General features: G+C 59.3%; 16 protein-coding genes. 14 read left to right on the forward strand and 2 right to left on the reverse strand.

What is annotated here, in order from left to right:
- Window positions 1–195 precede the first annotated feature (195 nt).
- The 12 genes from glpA to G5533_RS14815 all read left to right on the forward strand — a co-directional run bounded on the left by glpA (window position 196) and on the right by G5533_RS14815 (window position 13,885).
- Window positions 196–1,869: an anaerobic glycerol-3-phosphate dehydrogenase subunit A gene (glpA, locus tag G5533_RS14760; protein WP_058058474.1), complete on the forward strand. Its 1,674-nt coding sequence runs from the start codon at window positions 196–198 to the stop codon at window positions 1,867–1,869.
- Window positions 1,859–3,124, forward strand: coding sequence for a glycerol-3-phosphate dehydrogenase subunit GlpB (gene glpB / locus G5533_RS14765; RefSeq protein ID WP_058058475.1), 1,266 nt, complete (start codon window positions 1,859–1,861; stop codon window positions 3,122–3,124). The genes glpA and glpB overlap by 11 nt, the downstream gene beginning before the upstream one ends.
- A 51-nt stretch (window positions 3,125–3,175) precedes the next feature.
- Window positions 3,176–4,378 (forward strand): anaerobic glycerol-3-phosphate dehydrogenase subunit GlpC, encoded by a 1,203-nt coding sequence (gene glpC, locus G5533_RS14770; RefSeq protein ID WP_058058476.1) that lies wholly within the window; start codon window positions 3,176–3,178, stop codon window positions 4,376–4,378.
- A gap of 623 nt (window positions 4,379–5,001) precedes the next feature.
- Window positions 5,002–6,447, forward strand: coding sequence for an ammonia-forming nitrite reductase cytochrome c552 subunit (gene nrfA / locus G5533_RS14775; RefSeq protein ID WP_216978889.1), 1,446 nt, complete (start codon window positions 5,002–5,004; stop codon window positions 6,445–6,447).
- A gap of 51 nt (window positions 6,448–6,498) precedes the next feature.
- The gene (gene nrfB / locus G5533_RS14780; RefSeq protein WP_216978890.1) at window positions 6,499–7,098 is read left to right on the forward strand and encodes a cytochrome c nitrite reductase pentaheme subunit; all 600 of its coding nucleotides are present in this window, start codon (window positions 6,499–6,501) and stop codon (window positions 7,096–7,098) included.
- Window positions 7,095–7,775 (forward strand): cytochrome c nitrite reductase Fe-S protein, encoded by a 681-nt coding sequence (gene nrfC, locus G5533_RS14785; protein ID WP_441254962.1) that lies wholly within the window; start codon window positions 7,095–7,097, stop codon window positions 7,773–7,775. Before nrfB ends, nrfC begins: the two co-directional genes overlap by 4 nt.
- On the forward strand, window positions 7,772–8,728 hold the full coding sequence (gene nrfD, locus G5533_RS14790) for a cytochrome c nitrite reductase subunit NrfD (protein ID WP_216978892.1): 957 nt from the start codon (window positions 7,772–7,774) through the stop codon (window positions 8,726–8,728). The genes nrfC and nrfD overlap by 4 nt, the downstream gene beginning before the upstream one ends.
- Window positions 8,729–8,900: 172 nt before the next feature.
- Window positions 8,901–10,868, forward strand: coding sequence for a heme lyase NrfEFG subunit NrfE (nrfE, locus tag G5533_RS14795; RefSeq protein ID WP_216978893.1), 1,968 nt, complete (start codon window positions 8,901–8,903; stop codon window positions 10,866–10,868).
- Window positions 10,865–11,455, forward strand: a complete 591-nt coding sequence (locus tag G5533_RS14800) for a DsbE family thiol:disulfide interchange protein (protein ID WP_441254964.1) — start codon at window positions 10,865–10,867, stop codon at window positions 11,453–11,455. Before nrfE ends, G5533_RS14800 begins: the two co-directional genes overlap by 4 nt.
- Window positions 11,452–12,657: a heme lyase NrfEFG subunit NrfF gene (gene nrfF / locus G5533_RS14805; protein ID WP_441254965.1), complete on the forward strand. Its 1,206-nt coding sequence runs from the start codon at window positions 11,452–11,454 to the stop codon at window positions 12,655–12,657. Before G5533_RS14800 ends, nrfF begins: the two co-directional genes overlap by 4 nt.
- A 91-nt stretch (window positions 12,658–12,748) precedes the next feature.
- Window positions 12,749–13,378: a DUF2268 domain-containing putative Zn-dependent protease gene (locus tag G5533_RS14810; protein WP_021231308.1), complete on the forward strand. Its 630-nt coding sequence runs from the start codon at window positions 12,749–12,751 to the stop codon at window positions 13,376–13,378.
- A gap of 54 nt (window positions 13,379–13,432) precedes the next feature.
- Window positions 13,433–13,885, forward strand: coding sequence for an NUDIX hydrolase (locus G5533_RS14815; protein ID WP_216978896.1), 453 nt, complete (start codon window positions 13,433–13,435; stop codon window positions 13,883–13,885).
- 40 nt (window positions 13,886–13,925) lie between these two features.
- Here the strand turns inward: G5533_RS14815 and G5533_RS14820 are convergent, their stop codons facing one another.
- Complete coding sequence (locus G5533_RS14820) at window positions 13,926–14,606, reverse strand: TetR/AcrR family transcriptional regulator (protein WP_216978897.1); 681 nt, start codon at window positions 14,604–14,606, stop codon at window positions 13,926–13,928.
- 197 nt (window positions 14,607–14,803) lie between these two features.
- On the opposite strand from G5533_RS14820, the gene G5533_RS14825 reads away from it, so the two are divergent.
- The gene (locus G5533_RS14825) at window positions 14,804–16,735 is read left to right on the forward strand and encodes an amidohydrolase (protein WP_441254967.1); all 1,932 of its coding nucleotides are present in this window, start codon (window positions 14,804–14,806) and stop codon (window positions 16,733–16,735) included.
- 447 nt (window positions 16,736–17,182) lie between these two features.
- Window positions 17,183–17,881 (forward strand): SDR family NAD(P)-dependent oxidoreductase, encoded by a 699-nt coding sequence (locus G5533_RS14830; RefSeq protein WP_215801160.1) that lies wholly within the window; start codon window positions 17,183–17,185, stop codon window positions 17,879–17,881.
- 95 nt (window positions 17,882–17,976) lie between these two features.
- Here the strand turns inward: G5533_RS14830 and G5533_RS14835 are convergent, their stop codons facing one another.
- On the reverse strand, window positions 17,977–18,579 hold the full coding sequence (locus tag G5533_RS14835; protein WP_215801159.1) for a PIN domain-containing protein: 603 nt from the start codon (window positions 18,577–18,579) through the stop codon (window positions 17,977–17,979).
- Between the last annotated feature and the right edge of the window lie 235 nt (window positions 18,580–18,814).

Raw genomic sequence — 18,814 nt, forward strand, 5'->3', positions numbered from 1 at the left:
GATGCCCCTTTTTTGTGCCTGTTATTCGCCAGCTGCCCATAAACCGATGCGATAACAAGCGTGACAAATGTCACACAATGCTCATTAACGCGCGGGAAAATGAGCGTTTACGAACGCAAATTTGGCCCATATCAAACATTTCCACTCAGAAGTAGGCCACACTGGCCTCATCTGGAAGAGATGAGACGGGCAACAATGAAAAGAATAACTACACAAGTCGTCATCATAGGCGGCGGTGCCACAGGGGCCGGCATCATGCGCGATTGCGCACTGCGTGGCATCGACTGCATCCTGCTCGAGCGCGATGATATCGCCGCCGGCACCACCGGCCGCAACCACGGCCTGCTCCACTCCGGTGCCCGCTACGCGGTGACGGATCAGGAGTCAGCTCGCGAATGCATCCAGGAAAACCGCATCCTCAAGCGGATTGCCAGCCACTGTGTCGAAGACACCGGCGGCCTCTTCCTCACCCTGCCGGAAGATGACATCAATTTCCAAACCACCTTTATGGATGCCTGCGCCCTGGCCGGGATCGAAACCCGTCAGCTCGATCCCCGCGAAGCCTTGTGTATGGAGCCCAACGCCAACCCGGCAATGATCGGCGCCATCCACGTCCCGGATGGCACGGTCGATCCATTCCGCCTCGCCGCGGCCAACGTGCTGGACGCCAAAGAGCACGGCGCGCGCATCTTTACCCACTGCAAGGTGCTGGGGCTGTTGCGCACGCAAGATCGGGTGCACGGGGTCAAGGCGATCAATACCCGCACCGGCGAAGCGTTCGAGGTGGAGTGTCAGGAGGTGATCAACGCCGCCGGCATCTGGGGCCAGCAAATTTGCGAATACGCCGATCTCGGCATCCGCATGTTCCCGGCCAAGGGCTCCCTGCTCATCATGGATTACCGCATCAACCAGCTAGTGCTCAACCGCGCCCGCAAACCGGCGGATGCGGACATTCTGGTACCCGGCGATACCATCTCCCTTATCGGCACCACCTCCAGCCGCATCGATTACAACAAGATTGACCAGCTCACCGTCGAGCCCGAAGAGGTGGAGGTGCTGCTGCGCGAGGGGATCAAGCTTGCCCCCATCATGGCGCGCACCCGTCTGCTGCGCGCCTACGCAGGCGTTCGCCCGCTGGTGGCGGTGGACGGTGACGACACCGGCCGCAACATCAGCCGCGGTATCGTGCTGCTCGATCACGCCGAGCGCGATGGCCTCAAGGGCTTCAACACCATCACCGGCGGCAAGCTGATGACCTACCGCCTGATGGCCGAATGGGCCACCGATCTGCTGGCCAAGAAGCTCGGCAACAGCAAGCCATGCCGCACTGCCGAGCTCAATCTGCCCGGCTCGCGGGATCCGGAGAAGGTCTCCGCTCCGGGGCTCTCGGTGCCTGCCGAAGGGTCGGCCCAATACCGCCACGGCGAGCGGGTCATCGCCTTCTTCCGTGACAATCCGAAAGCCAACGCCCTTATCTGCGAGTGCGAAATGGTCACTGCAGGCGAAATCGAATACGCCCTGCGCGAGCTGGATGTGGACAATCTGATCGATCTGCGCCGCCGCACCCGCCTCGGCATGGGCCCCTGCCAAGGCGAGCTGTGCGCCTATCGCGCCGCTGGCCTGATGCAGGAGTATGGCAAGGCTGACGGTCGTCAGGCCTGCGTCATGCTGCGCCAGTTCCTGGAAGAGCGTTACAAGGGCACCCGCCCGGTGCTGTGGGGCGATGCCTTGCGCGAGGCCGAGTTTACCTACTGGATCTACGAAGGGCTGTTTGGCCTGGGGGAATGGACGACGCCACAGCTGGTTGCCGATACCCCATGCGGCCCAACCAGCGAGACCACTCACAAGGAGAGCCGTCATGAAGTTTGACAATATCGTTATCGGCGGTGGCATGGCGGGACTCTCGGCTGCCCTGCGGCTGGTGGAGGCGGGCCAGAAGACCCTGCTGATGGCCTCCGGCCAGAGTGCCCTGCACTTCTCCTCCGGCTCGGTCGATCTGCTCGAAAGCGAGGGGGATCCCCGCGCTGCGCTGCCTGCCTTTATGGCAGCCCATCCGGATCACCCCTACAGCAAGGTGGGGATGCAAAATATCGAAGCGAGTCTGGCCGATCTGCAGCGCCACTGCGCCGAGCAGGGATTGCCGCTGGTTCGCCACGACACCAATCACCAGCGCCTGACTCCCATCGGTACCCTCAAGCGCACCTGGCTCTCCCCCGATACCTGTGCCTGCGTCACAGATGCGCCGATCCCGGACGTGCTGCTGCTGGCCACCCTCGAGGGCTTTCGCGACTTTCATCCGGCACTGGCGGCCGCCAATCTGGCGACCCATCCGCGCTTTGCCCACTGCCGCATTCTGACCGGCGAAATCCGCCTGCCCCAGCTGGCCGAATTCAGCCGCAATCCCCACGAGTTTCGCTCTGCCGACATCGCGCGTCTGTGTGACAAGCACCATCTGGTGGCCGATCTGGCCAGCGAGATCAGTCGCATGGTGCAGGAGAGCGGCGTACCCGGCTGCCGCCATATCGTGCTGCCCGCCTGCCTGTCTCTGGGGCTGGTAGGCCCGCGTCTGGCGGAGCTGGAGCAGCGTACCGGCTGCACCATCAAGGAGGTTGCCACCATGCCGCCATCACTGATCGGGATGCGGATGCAGGAGGCGCTCAAGCGCCGCTTTATGGCCCTTGGCGGCACCTTCCTCACCAGCGAGCGGGTGCTGGGCGCTCGTTACAACGGTGACCGGGTGGTCGGCGTACATACCCAGAATGGCGATGATCAGCTGTTCGAGGCAGACAACTTTGTGCTTGCCTCCGGCAGCTTCTTCAGCCGCGGGCTGGAGTCCCGTCTGCGTGGCATTCGCGAACCCATCTTCGATGCCGATGTGTTGAGTCTGGAGGAGCGCGATGCCTGGGCCGGTCGCCGCCTGTTCGATCACCACCCCTTCATGGGCTTCGGGGTCAAGACCGACGACAAGCTCAGAGTGCTGCGTGGCGGCAAGCCGCTCACCAACCTCTATGGCGCGGGCAGTGTCTTGGCCCATTACGACCCAATTCGTGAAGGTTCCGGCTCCGGCGTTGCCGTTGCCACCGGCTGGCAGGCTGCCGGCCATATTCTGGGCGCGGCCCAATGATTACTACGTCCCATATCCCGTGCCTTCACACCCTACGGGAGGAGAACTGACATGCTACTGGATCACGCCAACCAAACTTTCGATCAGTGCATCAAATGCACCGTCTGTACCGCCTACTGTCCGGTGGCCAAGGCCAACCCCGCCTACCCCGGCCCGAAACAGGCGGGTCCGGATGGGGAGCGGCTGCGGATCAAGAGCCCCGAGCTGTTCGATAGCGCCCTCAAGCACTGCACCAACTGCAAACGCTGCGAAGTAGCCTGCCCGAGCGGAGTGCGCATCGGCGACATCATCGCCAAGGCCAAGCACCAATACAGCGGCTTCAAACCGGGGATCCGCGAGTTCGTGCTCTCCCACACCGATCTGATGGGCAGCATGTCTACCCTGATGGCCCCGGTGGTCAACTTCACCACCGGCCTCAAGCCGATGAAGTTGGTGCTGGACAAGGCGCTGGGGGTCTCATCCCACCGCGATCTGCCCAAATACTCCCAGGGCACCTTCCGCGGCTGGTACAAGAAGCAAAAAGAATCTCAGGCCCGCTTTGGGCGGCAGATCGCCTACTTCCACGGCTGCTACGTCAACTACAACCATCCTCAGCTTGGCAAGGAGCTGGTACAGGTGCTCAACGCCATGAACATCGGTGTGCAGTTGCTGGAGCGGGAGAAGTGCTGCGGCGTACCACTGATTGCCAACGGCTTCATGGACAAGGCCAAGCAGCAGGCGGCCTTCAACATCAAGCAGATGGAGAACTCCCTGCAGGGCAACGAGATGCCGCTGCTGGCCACCTCCTCCACCTGCGGCTTTACCCTGCGCGATGAATATCCCCACCTGCTGGAGCAGGACAACCACAAGGTGCGGGATCGCATCTCGCTGGTGACCCGCTTCCTGTGGAACGAGTTCTACAAGGGCAACAAACCGGCGATGAAGCCGCTCAATCTGCACATCGCCTACCACACCCCCTGCCACATGGAAAAAATGGGGGGCGTCATCTACACCCTCGAATTGCTGCGCGCCATTCCCGGGGTCAAGGTGACGGTACTGGAGTCCCAGTGCTGCGGTATCGCCGGCACCTACGGCTTCAAGTCGGAGAACTACCAGACCAGCCAGACCATCGGCGAGGGGCTGTTTGATCAGATCAACCGCCTCTCCCCCGATCTGGTGATCACCGATTGCGAGACCTGCAAATGGCAGATCGAGATGAGCACCAGCTTCCGCTGCGAGCATCCCATTCATCTGCTGGCCCAGGCTCTGGCATAAGATGAGCGTGACCATATCCGCTGGTGTAAACCCCGAAGCCGGGGTATTCGTTGGTTCACCACCATGCCTTTGGGGCTGCAACCCAAACAGTATCTGATCACGATAAGACCTGAGAGGAGCCGGCATTGCCGGCTTCTCTCATTGATGTTGCCGACCATCTCGCCCATCGGCGGAACGCCCGGCCCGTACAGACTGTAACCGACAGCCCTCTCAAAAAAGAATATTTATTCATTTATTATTTTTATACCCATAAATAGATAATTGATATGACAGATAACCCTGCATGCCTTGCCAAATAACACAGGCATACCTCAGGTGTCGCTCCGTCCCGCCACAGAGACTCATTACACTTCCAATATTCTGACTTTCTTAATAATTTAACCGGGATCTCATTTCTGTCTGTTGGTGCTCTCGGTAATTGATCTAGCGCAAGCCCCCCTCTGATAAATCATCATTCTTTTTACCCATTTGGTAATATCCAACTCGAGCAATCGCATAAAAACATGGGTTTTATTCACTAATAACAATGAAGCGGCCTGCCTGCTCCTGCTTGGCGGGGGCGAACCAATGCCCACATCCAGGATGGAACTGTCAGGTCTGGCAATGAGAGCGATTAGGGAGTGATGATCGTGAGTTCACGCAACAGACAGATCAAGCTGGGCCTCGCCGCCCTGCTGCTGACTACCAGCCTTGGCACCAGCGGCTGGGCACAGGCAGCCGATGACACGCAACCCAAAGGCAAGATCGAGGCGCGCAGCGAGCTGTTCGCCAAGGATCACGCCGATCAGTTCACCAGCTGGAAAGGTACCAGCGAGAGCAAGGAGCGAACCGACGCCCTGGCGGAAGATCCGCAGATGGTGGTGCTCTGGGCCGGCTACCCCTTTTCCAAGGATTACAACAAGCCGCGCGGTCACTTCTATGCCCTGACCGATGTGCGCGAAACCCTGCGAACCGGCGCCCCGAAGACCGCCGAAGATGGCCCCCTACCCATGGCCTGCTGGAGCTGCAAAGGCCCGGATGTGGCCCGCGTCATCGACGAGAAGGGTGAAGATGGCTACTTCAAAGGGATGTGGGCCAAGGGTGGGCCGGAAGTAGTCAACACCATCGGCTGCGCCGACTGCCACGACACCGCCTCGAAGGAGTTCAAGGAGGGTAAACCGGCCCTGCACCTCTCCCGTCCCTATGCCGATCGGGCCATGACCGCCATCGGCAAGCCGTTCAAGGAGCAGGGGCGCTTCGATCAGCAGTCCCAGGTGTGCGGCCAGTGCCACGTGGAGTATTACTTCAGCGGCCCCACCAAGGCGGTCAAATTCCCCTGGGACAAGGGCACCACTGTGGAGCAGATGGAGGCCTATTACGATGAAATCGGCTTTGCAGACTGGACTCATGCCCTCTCCAAAACCCCTATGCTCAAAGCCCAGCACCCCGAGTACGAAACTTGGCGTGCCGGCATTCACGGCCAGAACAACGTCGCCTGCGTCGATTGCCACATGCCCAAGGTGCAGAACGAGCAGGGCAAGGTCTACACGGATCACAAGGTGGGCAACCCCTTCGATCGCTTCGAGCAGACCTGCCGCAACTGCCACACCCAGAGCAAGAAGATACTGCAAGGGATTGTCAAACAGCGCAAAGAGGCGGTGATCGAGACCAAGCTGAAGGTCGAGAAGCAGCTGGTACACGCCCACTTTGAAGCCAAGGCGGCCTGGGATGCCGGCGCCACCGAGGCAGAGATGAAGGATATTCTGCAGGACATCCGTCACGCCCAGTGGCGCTGGGACTACGCCATCGCATCCCACGGGGTGCAGATGCACGCCCCCGAAGTGGCCCTCAAGGTACTTGGCAGCGCGCTGGATAAAGCCGCTGACGCCCGCACCAAGCTGGCGCGCCTGTTGGCCAGCAAGGGGATCAGCCACGAAATCGCCATCCCCGACATCTCCAGCAAGGAGAAAGCGCAAGCGGCCCTTGGCATGGATATGAAGCAGTTCAACAGCGACAAGGCCCAATTCCTCAAGACCACGGTCCCCGCCTGGGATGCCGAGGCCAAAGCGGCCGGACGGCTGGCACAGTAACGGCGCCTGCGGGCCCGGCCAGACCAGGCCCGCAGCGGATGGAGGCTTCCTATGGGTGATTTAACGATGGATTTTTTACGACTGATGCTGATGGCAGCCATGCTGTTCACCAGCCTGCAGGGTCAGGCGGCCGATCCGGTTGCAGCCCTTGTTCCAGCTACACATGAGGTGGAATTTTTACGCAATCCCGACAAGGCCTGTACCGACTGTCACAAGGAGCAGAGCGAGGGGATGCACGGCAAGCATGGTCAGGCGACCAATCCCAACAACCTGGCGCCTGTCACCTGCACCAACTGCCACGGCCAGCCCTCCCCCCAGCACCGGGAAGGGGTCAAGGATGTGATGCGCTTTAGCGACAGCTTCAATAACAAGCAGAGCACCCAGAGCTACCCCATCGCTGAGCAGAACGGAGTCTGCATGAGCTGCCACGAGCCCAAACCACTGCGCGAGGCGCTCTGGGCCCACGACGTGCACGCCACCAAGCTCACCTGCACCAGCTGCCACCAGCTGCATCCGGTCAAGGAGCCCATGGTGGCGATCCCGGAAAAATCCCGCATCAAGCTCTGCGTCGACTGCCACAGCAAGCAACATGAGGCCAGCAAGGCCCGGCAGGAGCAGTCCAAACCGGCTACCGGCAAGGAGGCATCATGAGCTGCTCTCGCCGTGACTTTATGGCGGGCATGGGCGCGGGGGCCCTTATCATGATGACGGGGCCGACTCGTTCCCTTGCTACCCCCCTCGCCCACAGCCAGACCATCGACGGGATCCGCTATGGCATGATCCACGACGAGACGGCCTGCATCGGCTGCACCGCCTGCATGGACGCCTGCCGGGAGGTCAACAAGGTGCCGGAAGGGGTCTCGCGCCTCGAGATCATCCGCTCCGGCCCCATCGGCACCTTCCCCGATGCCGAGTACCACTTCTTTCGCAAGTCCTGCCAGCACTGTGACAACGCCCCCTGCGTGCACGTCTGCCCGACCGGCGCCTCCCATATTCGCAAGGAGGATGGCATCGTCGATGTCGACGCGGATCTCTGCGTCGGCTGCATGTATTGCCTCGCCGCCTGCCCCTATCAGGTGCGCTTTATCAACCCGGTCACCCGAGTGGCGGACAAATGCGACTTTTGCCGCAAGACCAACCTGGCGGCGGGCAAGGAGCCGGCGTGCGTGGAATCCTGCCCCACCAAGGCGCTGGTGTTCGGCAATCTGGATGATCCGGACAGCCCCATCGCCCAACTGCTGGTGAAGGAGACCACCTATCGCTACAAGCAGGCGCTCGGCACCTCGCCCAAGATGTACCGCGTGCCCAAAGGGGAGATAAAGTCATGACGATGCAAGAGGCGTTTCACTTCCCTTCACTGGTGTGGGACTGGCCCATCGCCATCTATCTCTTTCTGCTCGGCATCTCCGCCGGGGCCACCACCCTTTCGGTGCTGCTGCGCCGCAAGGGGGCCGGCAGCGAGAGCGGCATCATCAAGGCGACCGCCATTCTGGCGCCAGCGAGCGTGATATTGGGGCTGCTGATCCTTATCTTCCATCTGGCCCGCCCCTGGACCTTCTGGAAGCTGATGTTCCACTACCAGTTCGACTCCGTGATGTCGATGGGGGTCATGCTGTTTCAGCTCTATATGGCGGTGCTGTTCGTCTGGCTGGCGGTGGTGTTTCGCGCCGAGATTGAGACCTTGCGTCGTCACCTGCTGCAAGAGAAGTTCGCTTTTGTGGATGGGCTGATTGGCTGGCTTGCCCGCATCGAGCGGCTGCTGGCCCCGCTGTTGTTGCTGCTCGCCGTGCTGCTGGGGGCCTACACCGGCTTTCTGCTCTCGGCGCTCAAGACTTATCCGCTTTTGAACAACCCTGTGTTGCCGGTGTTGTTTCTGGTCTCGGGCATCAGCTCCGGCATCGCCTCCACCATCTTGCTGGCGGTGACAATCTTCAAGGAGAACCATCACAGCCAGGGGGTGAGCTTTGTGCATCGTTTCGAGCGGCCGGTGCTGGCGGTGGAGGTGCTGCTGCTGGTCTGCTTCTTTACCGGCCTCTACTTCGGTGGCGGCCAGAAAGAGGCTGCCATGTGGGCGGCCATCGGCAGCGGTTTCTGGGCTCAGGTGTTCTGGCTCGGGGTGGTGGGCATCGGCATGCTGCTGCCCCAGCTGCTGGCTCTGCTGACCCCGGCGCCCCTTCGGGTGCGAAACGGCCATCTGGTGCTGGTCTGCAGCCTGACCCTGGTGGGGATCCTGCTGCTCCGCTACTTCGTGCTCTATGCCGGTCAAATGACAGTCGTATAACGGTATGATCACCAGCGCCAGCCACCCTCGGGTGACTGGCGCTAGTTTGTTGCTGGCCCAATGAATTTCTGGTGATGCCACACCCGTTGCTTGGCAATATTCCCCGCCAAAGCGAGACGACGCTACGTGTGTGCCATGACATGAATGACATCAAAGATTGACTGGAGGTTGTGTGCTGGCGGAGCTCGGCTATCTCTCACTGTTGCTGGCGGCGGCACTCTCCTTGCTGCAGGGCTCCCTGCCCTGGCTGGGATTGCGGCTCGCCTCCCCGACTCTGCTGCGCTGCGCAACGCAGCTGGCGCTGATCAATGCCATCCTGCTGTTGGCCGCCCTGCTGCTGCTCGCCAGCTGCTTTGGCCAGGATGATTTCACCGTCAGCTATGTGGCCCAGCACGCCAACAGCGCCCTGCCGCTGGGCTTCAAACTGGCTGCGGTCTGGGGCGGCCACGAGGGCTCCATGCTGTTCTTCGTCTTTGCGCTGGCTCTGTGGGGCGCCCTGGTGGCTCTTTGCTCCAAGCGGGTCGATCCGCTGATTACAACCCGGGTATTGGCCATCATGGGGCTGATCGTCGGGCTGTTCGGCCTCTATACCCTGATCTTCTCCAGCCCGTTTGACCGCCAGTTTCCGGGGCCGCAGGAGGGGCGCGATCTCAACCCCATGCTGCAGGATATCGGCCTTATCATCCATCCGCCCCTGCTCTATCTCGGCTACGTCGGCTTTGCGGTCAACTTCGCCTTCGCCATGGCGGCGCTGCACTCGGGCCGGCTCGATGGCGCAGTAGCCCACTGGAGTCGCCCCTGGGCGCTCGGCTCCTGGGTCTTTCTCACCGCCGGTATCGTGCTGGGCTCCTGGTGGGCCTATTACGAGCTCGGCTGGGGCGGCTGGTGGTTCTGGGATCCGGTAGAAAATGCCTCCCTCTTACCCTGGCTGCTCGGCACTGCCCTGCTGCACGCCCTGATTGTCTGCGAGAAGCGCGGCGCTTACGGCCACGCCGTGCTGCTGCTCTCCATCTTTACCTTTGCCTTGAGCCTGCTCGGCACCTTTGTGGTGCGCTCCGGGGTGCTCACCTCGGTGCACGCCTTTGCGGTGGACCCCAGCCGCGGCCTCACCCTCTTGTTGCTGCTCGGGCTGCTGTTAACCTGCGCACTCACCCTGTTTGCCCTGCGGGCGGACATTCGCGCCCCCTATGCCCGCTTTGGCTTGCTGTCAAAGGAGGGGCAGCTCGGTGCCGCCATCCTGCTGCTCTGCGTGGCCTGCGCCAGCGTGCTGCTCGGCACCTTCTACCCCATGGTGTTCCAGTCGCTTCATCTGGGTTCGCTCTCGGTGGGTGCCCCCTATTTCAATACCATCTTCGTGCCGCTGGCCCTCTGCCTGATGGCGCTGATGACCCAACTGCCGCGCCTGCGCTGGCAGGCGCTTGCGCCACATTCCCGACTCAACGCTCTGTTACCGCCGCTGTTTGGCCTGCTTGGCGGCGGGCTCATTAGCCTTGCCTATCTGGAACAGGGAGCGTTTTCCGGTAGCTGGATTGGCATCCTCGCCAATATGGTGAGCCTCTGGCTGATGGCCAGCCTGCTGCTCCCGCTCTTGCAACTGACGTCGCTGCGTGAACTCACCCTCAATCGGTTCGGCAGCCTGCTGGCCCACCTCGGGGTGGCGGTGTGCGCCCTCGGCATCGCGCAAATGAGCCACCACAGTCAGGAAGGAGGCACAGTGCTAAGTGCCAACCAGCCCTACCAGCTCGGTGCGTTCGAATTTCGCTATGAGGGACGCGAGCCGATCATCGGCCCCAACTACACCGCCGAGCGCATCACGCTCAGCGTGCATAAAGAAGATAAAGAGATCGCCAGGCTCACCCCAGAGCGACGTCACTACAGCGTGCGCACCATGAACATGAATGAACCCGGCATCGCGTGGGGAATGCTCGGCGATCTCTACGTGGTGCTGGGTGAGAAGATGGGACCAGATGCCTATGCCATGCGGCTGCACTACAAGCCGCTGGTGCGCTGGATCTGGCTCGGCGGCCTGTTGATGATGGCGGGCGGCACCCTGCGCCTGCTCGCCCGTCGCCCCTTGCTTGCCTCCCGTCCCGTTGAGGTTGGCACCTCCCATCCCCGGCTCGAACAGGAGGCGTTATGAGATCCCGCCTGCGCCTCTTTCTTCCACTGCTGCTGACCCTGGGCCTCGGCGCCCTGCTTTGGCTCGGCCTTGGCAACAATCCCTACAGCCAGGATGAGGCGACGCTCGGCCGTACCCTGCCTGCGTGGCAAAGCAACAATCTGCTGGATGGGAGTCCGATCCAGACTGCCAGCCTCAAGGGCGAGCCCTTTGTCCTTAACGTCTGGGCCAGCTGGTGCGCCAACTGCCGCGCTGAACATCCGCTGCTCAGCGAGCTCGCGGCAACAGTGCCCCTCTACGGTCTCAACTACCGGGACAAGGGGGATGCGGCCCGCGCCTGGCTTATCCAGGCGGGCAACCCCTATCGCGCCGTGCTGGCCGACCCCAACGGCAAACTGGCCCTTGAGCTCGGCGTCTACGGCACGCCGGAAACCTATCTGTTTGATGCCGATGGCACCCTGCTAGCCCGCCATACCGGCGAGCTTACCAAAGGGATCTGGCAACGGCAGTTTGCTCCCCTGCTCGACCAGGCGCGAACGGACGCACAGATAAAGGCCGCCACTACTGCACCAGCTATTGCAATATCAGCTCGGGAGACACAGCCATGATGTGCCGTTCTCTTGCCTGCGCCCTGCTGGCCCTCGGCATGCTGCTGAGTGCCACTGCATACTCCAGCGGGGTCGACACCTATCAGTTTCGCCACCCCGAGCTGCAAAATCGGGCGCAAGAGCTGGCCCGCGCCCTGCGCTGCCCCCAGTGCCAGAACCAGAACCTGGCGGAGTCCAACTCCCCCATCGCCCGGGATCTGCGGCTAGAGGTCTACCGCTGGGTGGACGAGGGGCTGTCTGATGAGCAGGTGATCGCCCGCATGACGGAGCGCTTCGGCGATTTCGTCCGCTACGATCCCCCCTTCAAGAGCAGCACGGCGCTGCTGTGGGGCGGCCCCCTGCTGCTGTTGGGGCTGGCACTGTTGATCCTGTTTCACCGCCTGACACGCACAAAGGCGCAACCCATCCCTGCCGTTAAGGCCATCGATGAGGCCCCCCCTCAACCCGCCGCCGATCCGCGCAGCGAATTGAATTTGCTGATCATGCACGGGGAGCAGGCAGGCCTCTCCCCCGACCAACCACTCTACAGGGAGCTGAGCGCCGCCCGTTTGGCCAACGCCATCCCGGCGGCTGAGCTGGCCCTGCGCACGCAACTGGCCAGCCTGCGTGACAATCGCGGCCGCAATAACCGGCACGGGCGGGCCTTGTTGCTGCTTGGCATCATGGCCATCGCGGCTGTTGCCACTGTGTATTTCAGCACTGGCCGCTATCAGGCATGGCAGGATTATGCATCCCGTCCCGATCCGCTGGCGGGGTTGAGCCCGCGGGATCTGCAGGACAAGGAGCTGGGGAGTCTGCATCAGAAGCTTCAGCGCAATCCTGCCGATCTCGACAGCTGGGCGGCGCTCGGCCAGCTCTATCTCTATCGGAGCGAATATGACAACTCCCTGCTCGCCTACCAACGTCTCGCTCTGCTGGAGGGAGGCGCCAGTGCAGCGACCCAGGCCGCGCAGGCCACCGTGCTCTACTATCAGGCGGGCCAGCAGCTGACTCCCGAGGCAACCCGCCTGCTGGAGAGCGCCCTCAAGCAGGACGCGGGGGAAGTGAGCGCCCTGATGCTGCTCGCCTCCGATCACTTCCTGCATGGCCGCTACAGCCAGGCCATTGCCCTGTGGCAGCAACTGCTCGATGGCGAGCGCCCTCGCATCAATCGGGCCGCGCTGATCGAGGCGATCCAGACGGCAAGCATCATGGGCGGGTAACCCCTTGATTGAAGGAGGGTAATCGTGGTGATATGGCGCCGCGACCACGCAAGTGGCTCAGCACTCTCTTTCAATAGACAAGGATGTCTGGATGCAACTCACCCTGTTAAACGACTCGGGCAAATTCGATGGGCTCGATGACACCATTAGGCATGTTTTTGCCGAGACGGCGCACAAATTGAATGCCTTGTTCGATCTCTCCCAACTGGATGTCACCTTCAGCCCTTTTGCCGAGGGGGATGCTCCCGACTCGGGTATCGGTGGCTGGGCCATCAACATGTATCGAATAGAACTCCAGCTTGATCTGGAACGGCCCGACATCAAAGAGGTGATCATCACCGAATTGCCTGCCGTGCTGGCCCACGAAGTCCACCATATCGTGCAAAAGAAGAACAAGGTGGAAGCAGAAACACTGGCCGAAAACCTGATTTTTGAAGGGCTGGCCTGCTACTTTGAGCAGAGGTTCAATGGTGGCACACTCCCCTCGCTGTTCAAGGAGTCTCATCACCATGACTGGCAATCGCTCCTGGCAGAGATGACACCCCATCTATCCAGCAAGCAGTTCAACTATTTAGACTTTTTCTACTGCCGTGATAACCGGCCATTTCCCAAATATGCCGGTTACTGGGTGGGGTTCAATCTGGTGGCCAACTATCTGGCCAAAAATGGCCTGAATGAAATAGAGGTCATGGGCCTACCCGCCGAAGCGTATTTCAATTAACACGCCTTCACACTGTTCGTGGCGATTACATAGCTCAAATCCGGAGAGAAGATCATGAGCCCCATTAGCTGCAAGGCCGTCTCCGGCGTTGCCCTTACTACTGTCGATGGCGAAACAAAATTGCTGGTGATGAAACGGGTCAAGGGGGGCTTCTGGTGTCATGTGGCGGGCACGGTGGAGGCGGGTGAAACCGGCTGGCAGACCATTATTCGGGAGTTTGGCGAAGAGACGGGGATCAGGGTCACCGAACTCTACAACGGCCAGTATCTGGAGCAGTTCTACGATGCCGCCTTGAATACGATCGAGGTGGTGCCGGTCTTTGTGGTCTATTGCCCGCCCAGTCAGGCGGTGCGCCTCAACGACGAGCACACCGACTATCGCTGGTGTTCCCTGGCCGAAGCCAAGGCGCTGGTGAGTTTCCCCGGCCAGAAGGCGCTCTACGACCATATCTGGCACCACTTTGTCGACAACGCCCCCTCTCCCCTGATGCGGGTCGCGCTCGGCTGATGCATGCCGGGGCTGCGCGGCATGGTGGATGCTTGCGGTATTACTCGTTGGTCCCAAGCCGCAGCGCAGGCATTCCCTGCCACACCAGCTCGGGATCGGGCTCGACAATGGCGGCGGCGATCAGCTGCTCGCTCCAGCGACGATGCAGCAACCACATCCGCTGGCCCATCTCGCCATCAGCCTTGGTGCACTGCTTGGTGACATCGGCGGTGCGATAGAAGTAGCGCACCAGACTCGTGAGCTCGGCCTCCGGCCAGCGGCAGCCAAAGTCGCGCAGCAGGGATGACCAGAAGTCAATCTGGCGCCGCTCGTGCTCCTGCTCGACCACGTGCAGTTCGGGGATAAGATCCATGGCGTGCCACAAGGCACCATAGCCGACAAAGCGGCGATCCAGCTCTTCAAGCGCCAGATCCAGCAGTGCCAACGCCTGCGGCCAACTCGTTGCCTCGATACGGAGCTGTTGTTGCGCCTCGCAAACCGCCGCCAGCCACCCCATAGCGAGACGGCAAATGATCGCCTCCTTGTTGGGATAGAGGTGGTAGAGCGATTTGATCCCGACTCCGGCCCGATCAGCAATGGCATTGGTGTTGAGAGCGGCAAAACCTCGCTCCTGCAGCAACATCAGCGTTGCCTGTTCAATACGGCTCGCCACCGCCTGACTGCGCTGCTGCCGTGGCTGACGTCGCATATGCAGGGCGGCAGGCACTCGTTGTTCTGACATCTTCTCTCCTTCGAGCCACTGGGGGCCCCCTCTTTGCCCGGGGTACGACCGGTGGTGGCTCATTGTCATCCATGAGACAAGGTAAACAAAAAGTTAAATAAATGCAGTAATTACTGGATTTTTTCAGAATAGCTGCAATAAACATATCTGCTCATATATGCAGCAATTACTGCATTTACCCCAAGGAGAGCAGTGCAATGGATAGCAAACAGACCTCAACCCGATTTGGCATCATCCTCCTGTTGGCCGCAGGCCTGCTCGGTGGCTGTCGAAGCGGCACCAGTGATAGCAATGTTGCTACGACCCTCTATCTCAATGGCAAGATCCACACCCAGGATGTGCAACGTCAGGTGGCCGAGGCCATGATGATCCGCGACGGCCAGTTCATCTATGTGGGCAACCGGGAGGGGGCCGAAGCGCTCAAGCGCCCCACCACCCGGGTGGTGGATCTGCAAGGGCGTATGGTGCTGCCCGGCCTGCACGACAACCATATCCACTTGCTCGGTACGGTGGCGCTGGACATGTGCGATCTCGATGGCAAACCCGTCACTCTGGATCAGCTGGCCGCCAAGATCAGCACATGCCTGCCCCGCTATGCGGCCAAGCCGGGGGAGTGGCTGGTGGTCAATCAGTGGTCCCCCTATGAGGGCAATACGGCGACCGCCAGCCATGCCACCCTGCTGGCGGCCCTCGATGCCGCCGCCCCCGACAATCCGGTGGTGCTGGCCGGGGTCGATGGCCATGCCAGTGCCTACAACTCCCGCGCCCTCGCCATGGCGCAAGATAACGACGGCAACACAATCGGCTTCAATGGAACTACGCTGGCCCCCGGCGGGGTCTTCGAGCCCTTTATCCCCTATGTCGACCTGACCAGCGGAGTGGTGCGTGACACGGCCCGCAGCGCCATTCCAGTGCCCGATAGCGGCGTGCTGAGCGCCAGTGATGAGCAGGCAGCCAGCCAATACGACCAGATCCTGCCCGCCATTGCCGAGCTGATGGCCTCTCGCGGTATCACCAGCATTCAGGATGCCTGCGCCACCGACTTTATTCGCCAGCGACTACTCACCATGCAATCCCGGGATCTGCTGCATATGCGTGTGACGGCCGCCACCTGCTTTAGCGATGATGATTATCAGGGCAAACTCGATATAGAGGGGCATCTTGCCAAGGCCAGCCAGGTGAGAGAATCCTTTGCCAACAACCCGCTGATTAAGGCCGATGCGGTCAAGATCTTCCTCGACGGTGTGCTGGAAGGGGATCCCTTCACAACCCCCCCCTTCCTGCCTAATGCCGGCATGCTGGCAAACTACCACACCCCCCATCTGGCCAGAGACCCGGCTACCGATGAAGTGACCATCACAGCCGACAGCGAGAAGTCCGGCAGCAACGGGATCGTCAACTACCGGGAGGCCGATCTCACCCGCTATATAGGAGCGCTGGACAAGGCAGGCTTCAGCATCCATATGCACAGTATCGGTGATCGCACCACCCGCACGGCGCTGGATGCCCTCAGCGCCGCCCGCGCCAGCAACGGTGATAGCGGCATTCCCCACACCCTGGCCCACCTGCAGGTGGTCCATCCCGATGATCAAAAACGGCTCGGCGAGCTGGGGCTCTACCTCACCTTTACCTATGCCTGGACCTCCCCCCAGCTGGCCTACGACATGCTGGTCGCCTCCTTTATCCAGCCGACCCGGGTGGGCCAATCCCTGAGCGATGCCCTCTACGATCCCCTCGGTTATCTGCACGACGCCCTCTACCCGGTCGAGAGTTCACGCAAGGCGGGGGCCATACTGGTCGCAGGCAGCGATGCCCCGGTCGACAGCCGGGATCCCCGCCCCTTCGAAAATATGGCGACCGGGATCATCAAGGCTCCCCAAAGCGGCGATGACTATCGCGCCAGCCAGCGCATTACCCTGGACGAAATGCTGGCGGCCTACACCATCAATGGCGCCCGCGCGGTGCGCCAGCAGGCCATCAGCGGCTCCATCGAAGTGGGCAAATCGGCCGACTTTATCGTGCTCGACCGGGATCTCTACCAGCTGGTCGCAGCCGGCAAACCGGAGCAGATCGCCGATACCAAGGTCACCCGCACCGTCTTTCGCGGGCAGACGGTCTTTAGCCAATAGGGTTCAGGTGATATGGCGAGCGTGAGTATCTCGCCAGCGGCGACGCTGAGCATATGTAGCAAGCACCGCACCTCTTAAAAGCAAAATGCCGACGTTTGGGTCGGCATTTTTATGGTGCGGCGTGATAGCCAGAGCTGATAGCGAGAAACGCAGTGCAAGGGCCAATCAACGAGACTTAGCCCGCGTTTGGCTTGGCACTTTGCCTCAAATCGGCGGCGCATTGGCCACCAGCATGGCCAGCGGGTTGCCCCAAACGGCGGCAAGATTGATTCACCAGCGAAACAGCATCAGCCAACTTGGTTGCAACAGCGTAACAATCTGGGGTTGCTCGATTCTGGCCGCAGGCAATGGCTGTGGCATACTAACCCTCCCGATCTTCTGAATACGCCTCGTTATTCGAAATCGAGGAGTGGCGTTCAATAACAATGTGGCTGGATGGGTTGAGTGATGAAAACAGTGTTGATAACCGGAGCGAGCAGAGGATTGGGGTTAGCACTGGTTCAGACTTTTTACGAGCGCGGATATCAGGTTTACGCCGTGGTCAGAACCACCAGCGCTTGTGACATGCTCACTACTCTCTACCCCGCCGTCTCTGTGCTGATAACCGATGTCACCCATGAAAATTATGAAGAACAGCTATTTGGTTTTATCCAAGACAGAGCTGTAGATATCGTCATAAATAATGCAGGCTCTGCTGGCACTCCGGGAATCGATACAAGGCATAGCACCGGCGACCAGCTGGTTTATGAATTTAAGACCCACTGTGTCGGTGCGCTATCAACCGTTAATGCCGTATTGCGTAATGAAAATGTATTACCCCCATCCTTGATCGTAAATATCAGTTCAAGGAGAGGCTCATTAAATATGCAAGCGGCAGGCGCAGCCAAAGGAGTAAAATGCTCTTTCTCCTATCGCATAGCAAAGGCAGCTCAAAACATGCTGTCACTGTGTATGGCTGATGATCTGGAGAGCATGGGCATAAAAGTTATCTCTGTTCACCCAGGAGCATTACTTACCAAAATGGCTCCTGCTGATGCAACACTGACACCAGAGCAGTCAGCAAATAAGTTGGTTGAAATGATAGAAAGCAATGATTTTAATACACGGGATTTTATCTGCTTGGAGACAGGTAAGCTGCCTTGGTAAAGAGAATGTGAAAAAGTAACAGGTTAAGCTTTCACAAAACCTACCAATCAACAAGTTGGTAGTTGCTCAAACCTTAGGCCACCCATTATAAATCATTAAATAATCAATTCCTTTAAGTATGAAATCTTGACCCCATTAACTACAATAAATCCCTCTGATACCAAACTGTCAATTATATTTCCGATTTCCTGTTCAGTTAGTTTTTTCTGAAAAAGTGATGAAATGGTGCTATTTAAAGTAGCAAGAGTGCTTGGCCTTGATGTTTTTAGTTGTCGAAGTTTATTAATGACGACCGACTTACGCTCCATTGGAGTTTTTGCATTTTGGTTTTTTATAATTGGAATATCCAGCACATTACTCACTCTAGCAGCAAAAATCTTATTATCTTTGAGGTGCTGAATTAACGGATCAAATCCCTTGTCTTTAGATATTATATGAAAAAAGCCTTCAGGATCAGATGATGCAAGCTGTCCAATATAGTATGCGATATGAAAATCCAGTGCATTAGGACCTGTGCCTGCAATCTTGATATACTGAGCTCTATCACCCAGCTGTTGAATTACTGATACCGTTTCGAAAGAAAGCTTTGACTGGTTTGCACCTACAAAGACAAATAATTTAAAGCACTCTTTATTTAGAACAATTAATCTTTCCGGTTGAACACTTTCAAAGTCGACTAGAACGTAATTTGTTCGCATATGAATGCCTTAGCATTTATTCTGTGGCTTACCTCTGAGTTTCATTCCTCACTCTTGATTCAAGGCATACCACACAAAAATAGTTAATGTAAATCTGTATCTCACCCCAATATGCCATATGTCTTTAGCGATGAATAGACCAAACACGAAGCTATACAACTCACAGTTCTATTTTTGTGAAACACTACACTTAGAACCCATTAAAAAGCCGCCCATTGGGCGGCATTTTATTAGA

It is taken from the genome of Aeromonas sp. A600620, from assembly GCF_029479985.1.
Taxonomy (GTDB): Bacteria; Pseudomonadota; Gammaproteobacteria; order Enterobacterales; family Aeromonadaceae; genus Aeromonas; species Aeromonas veronii_A.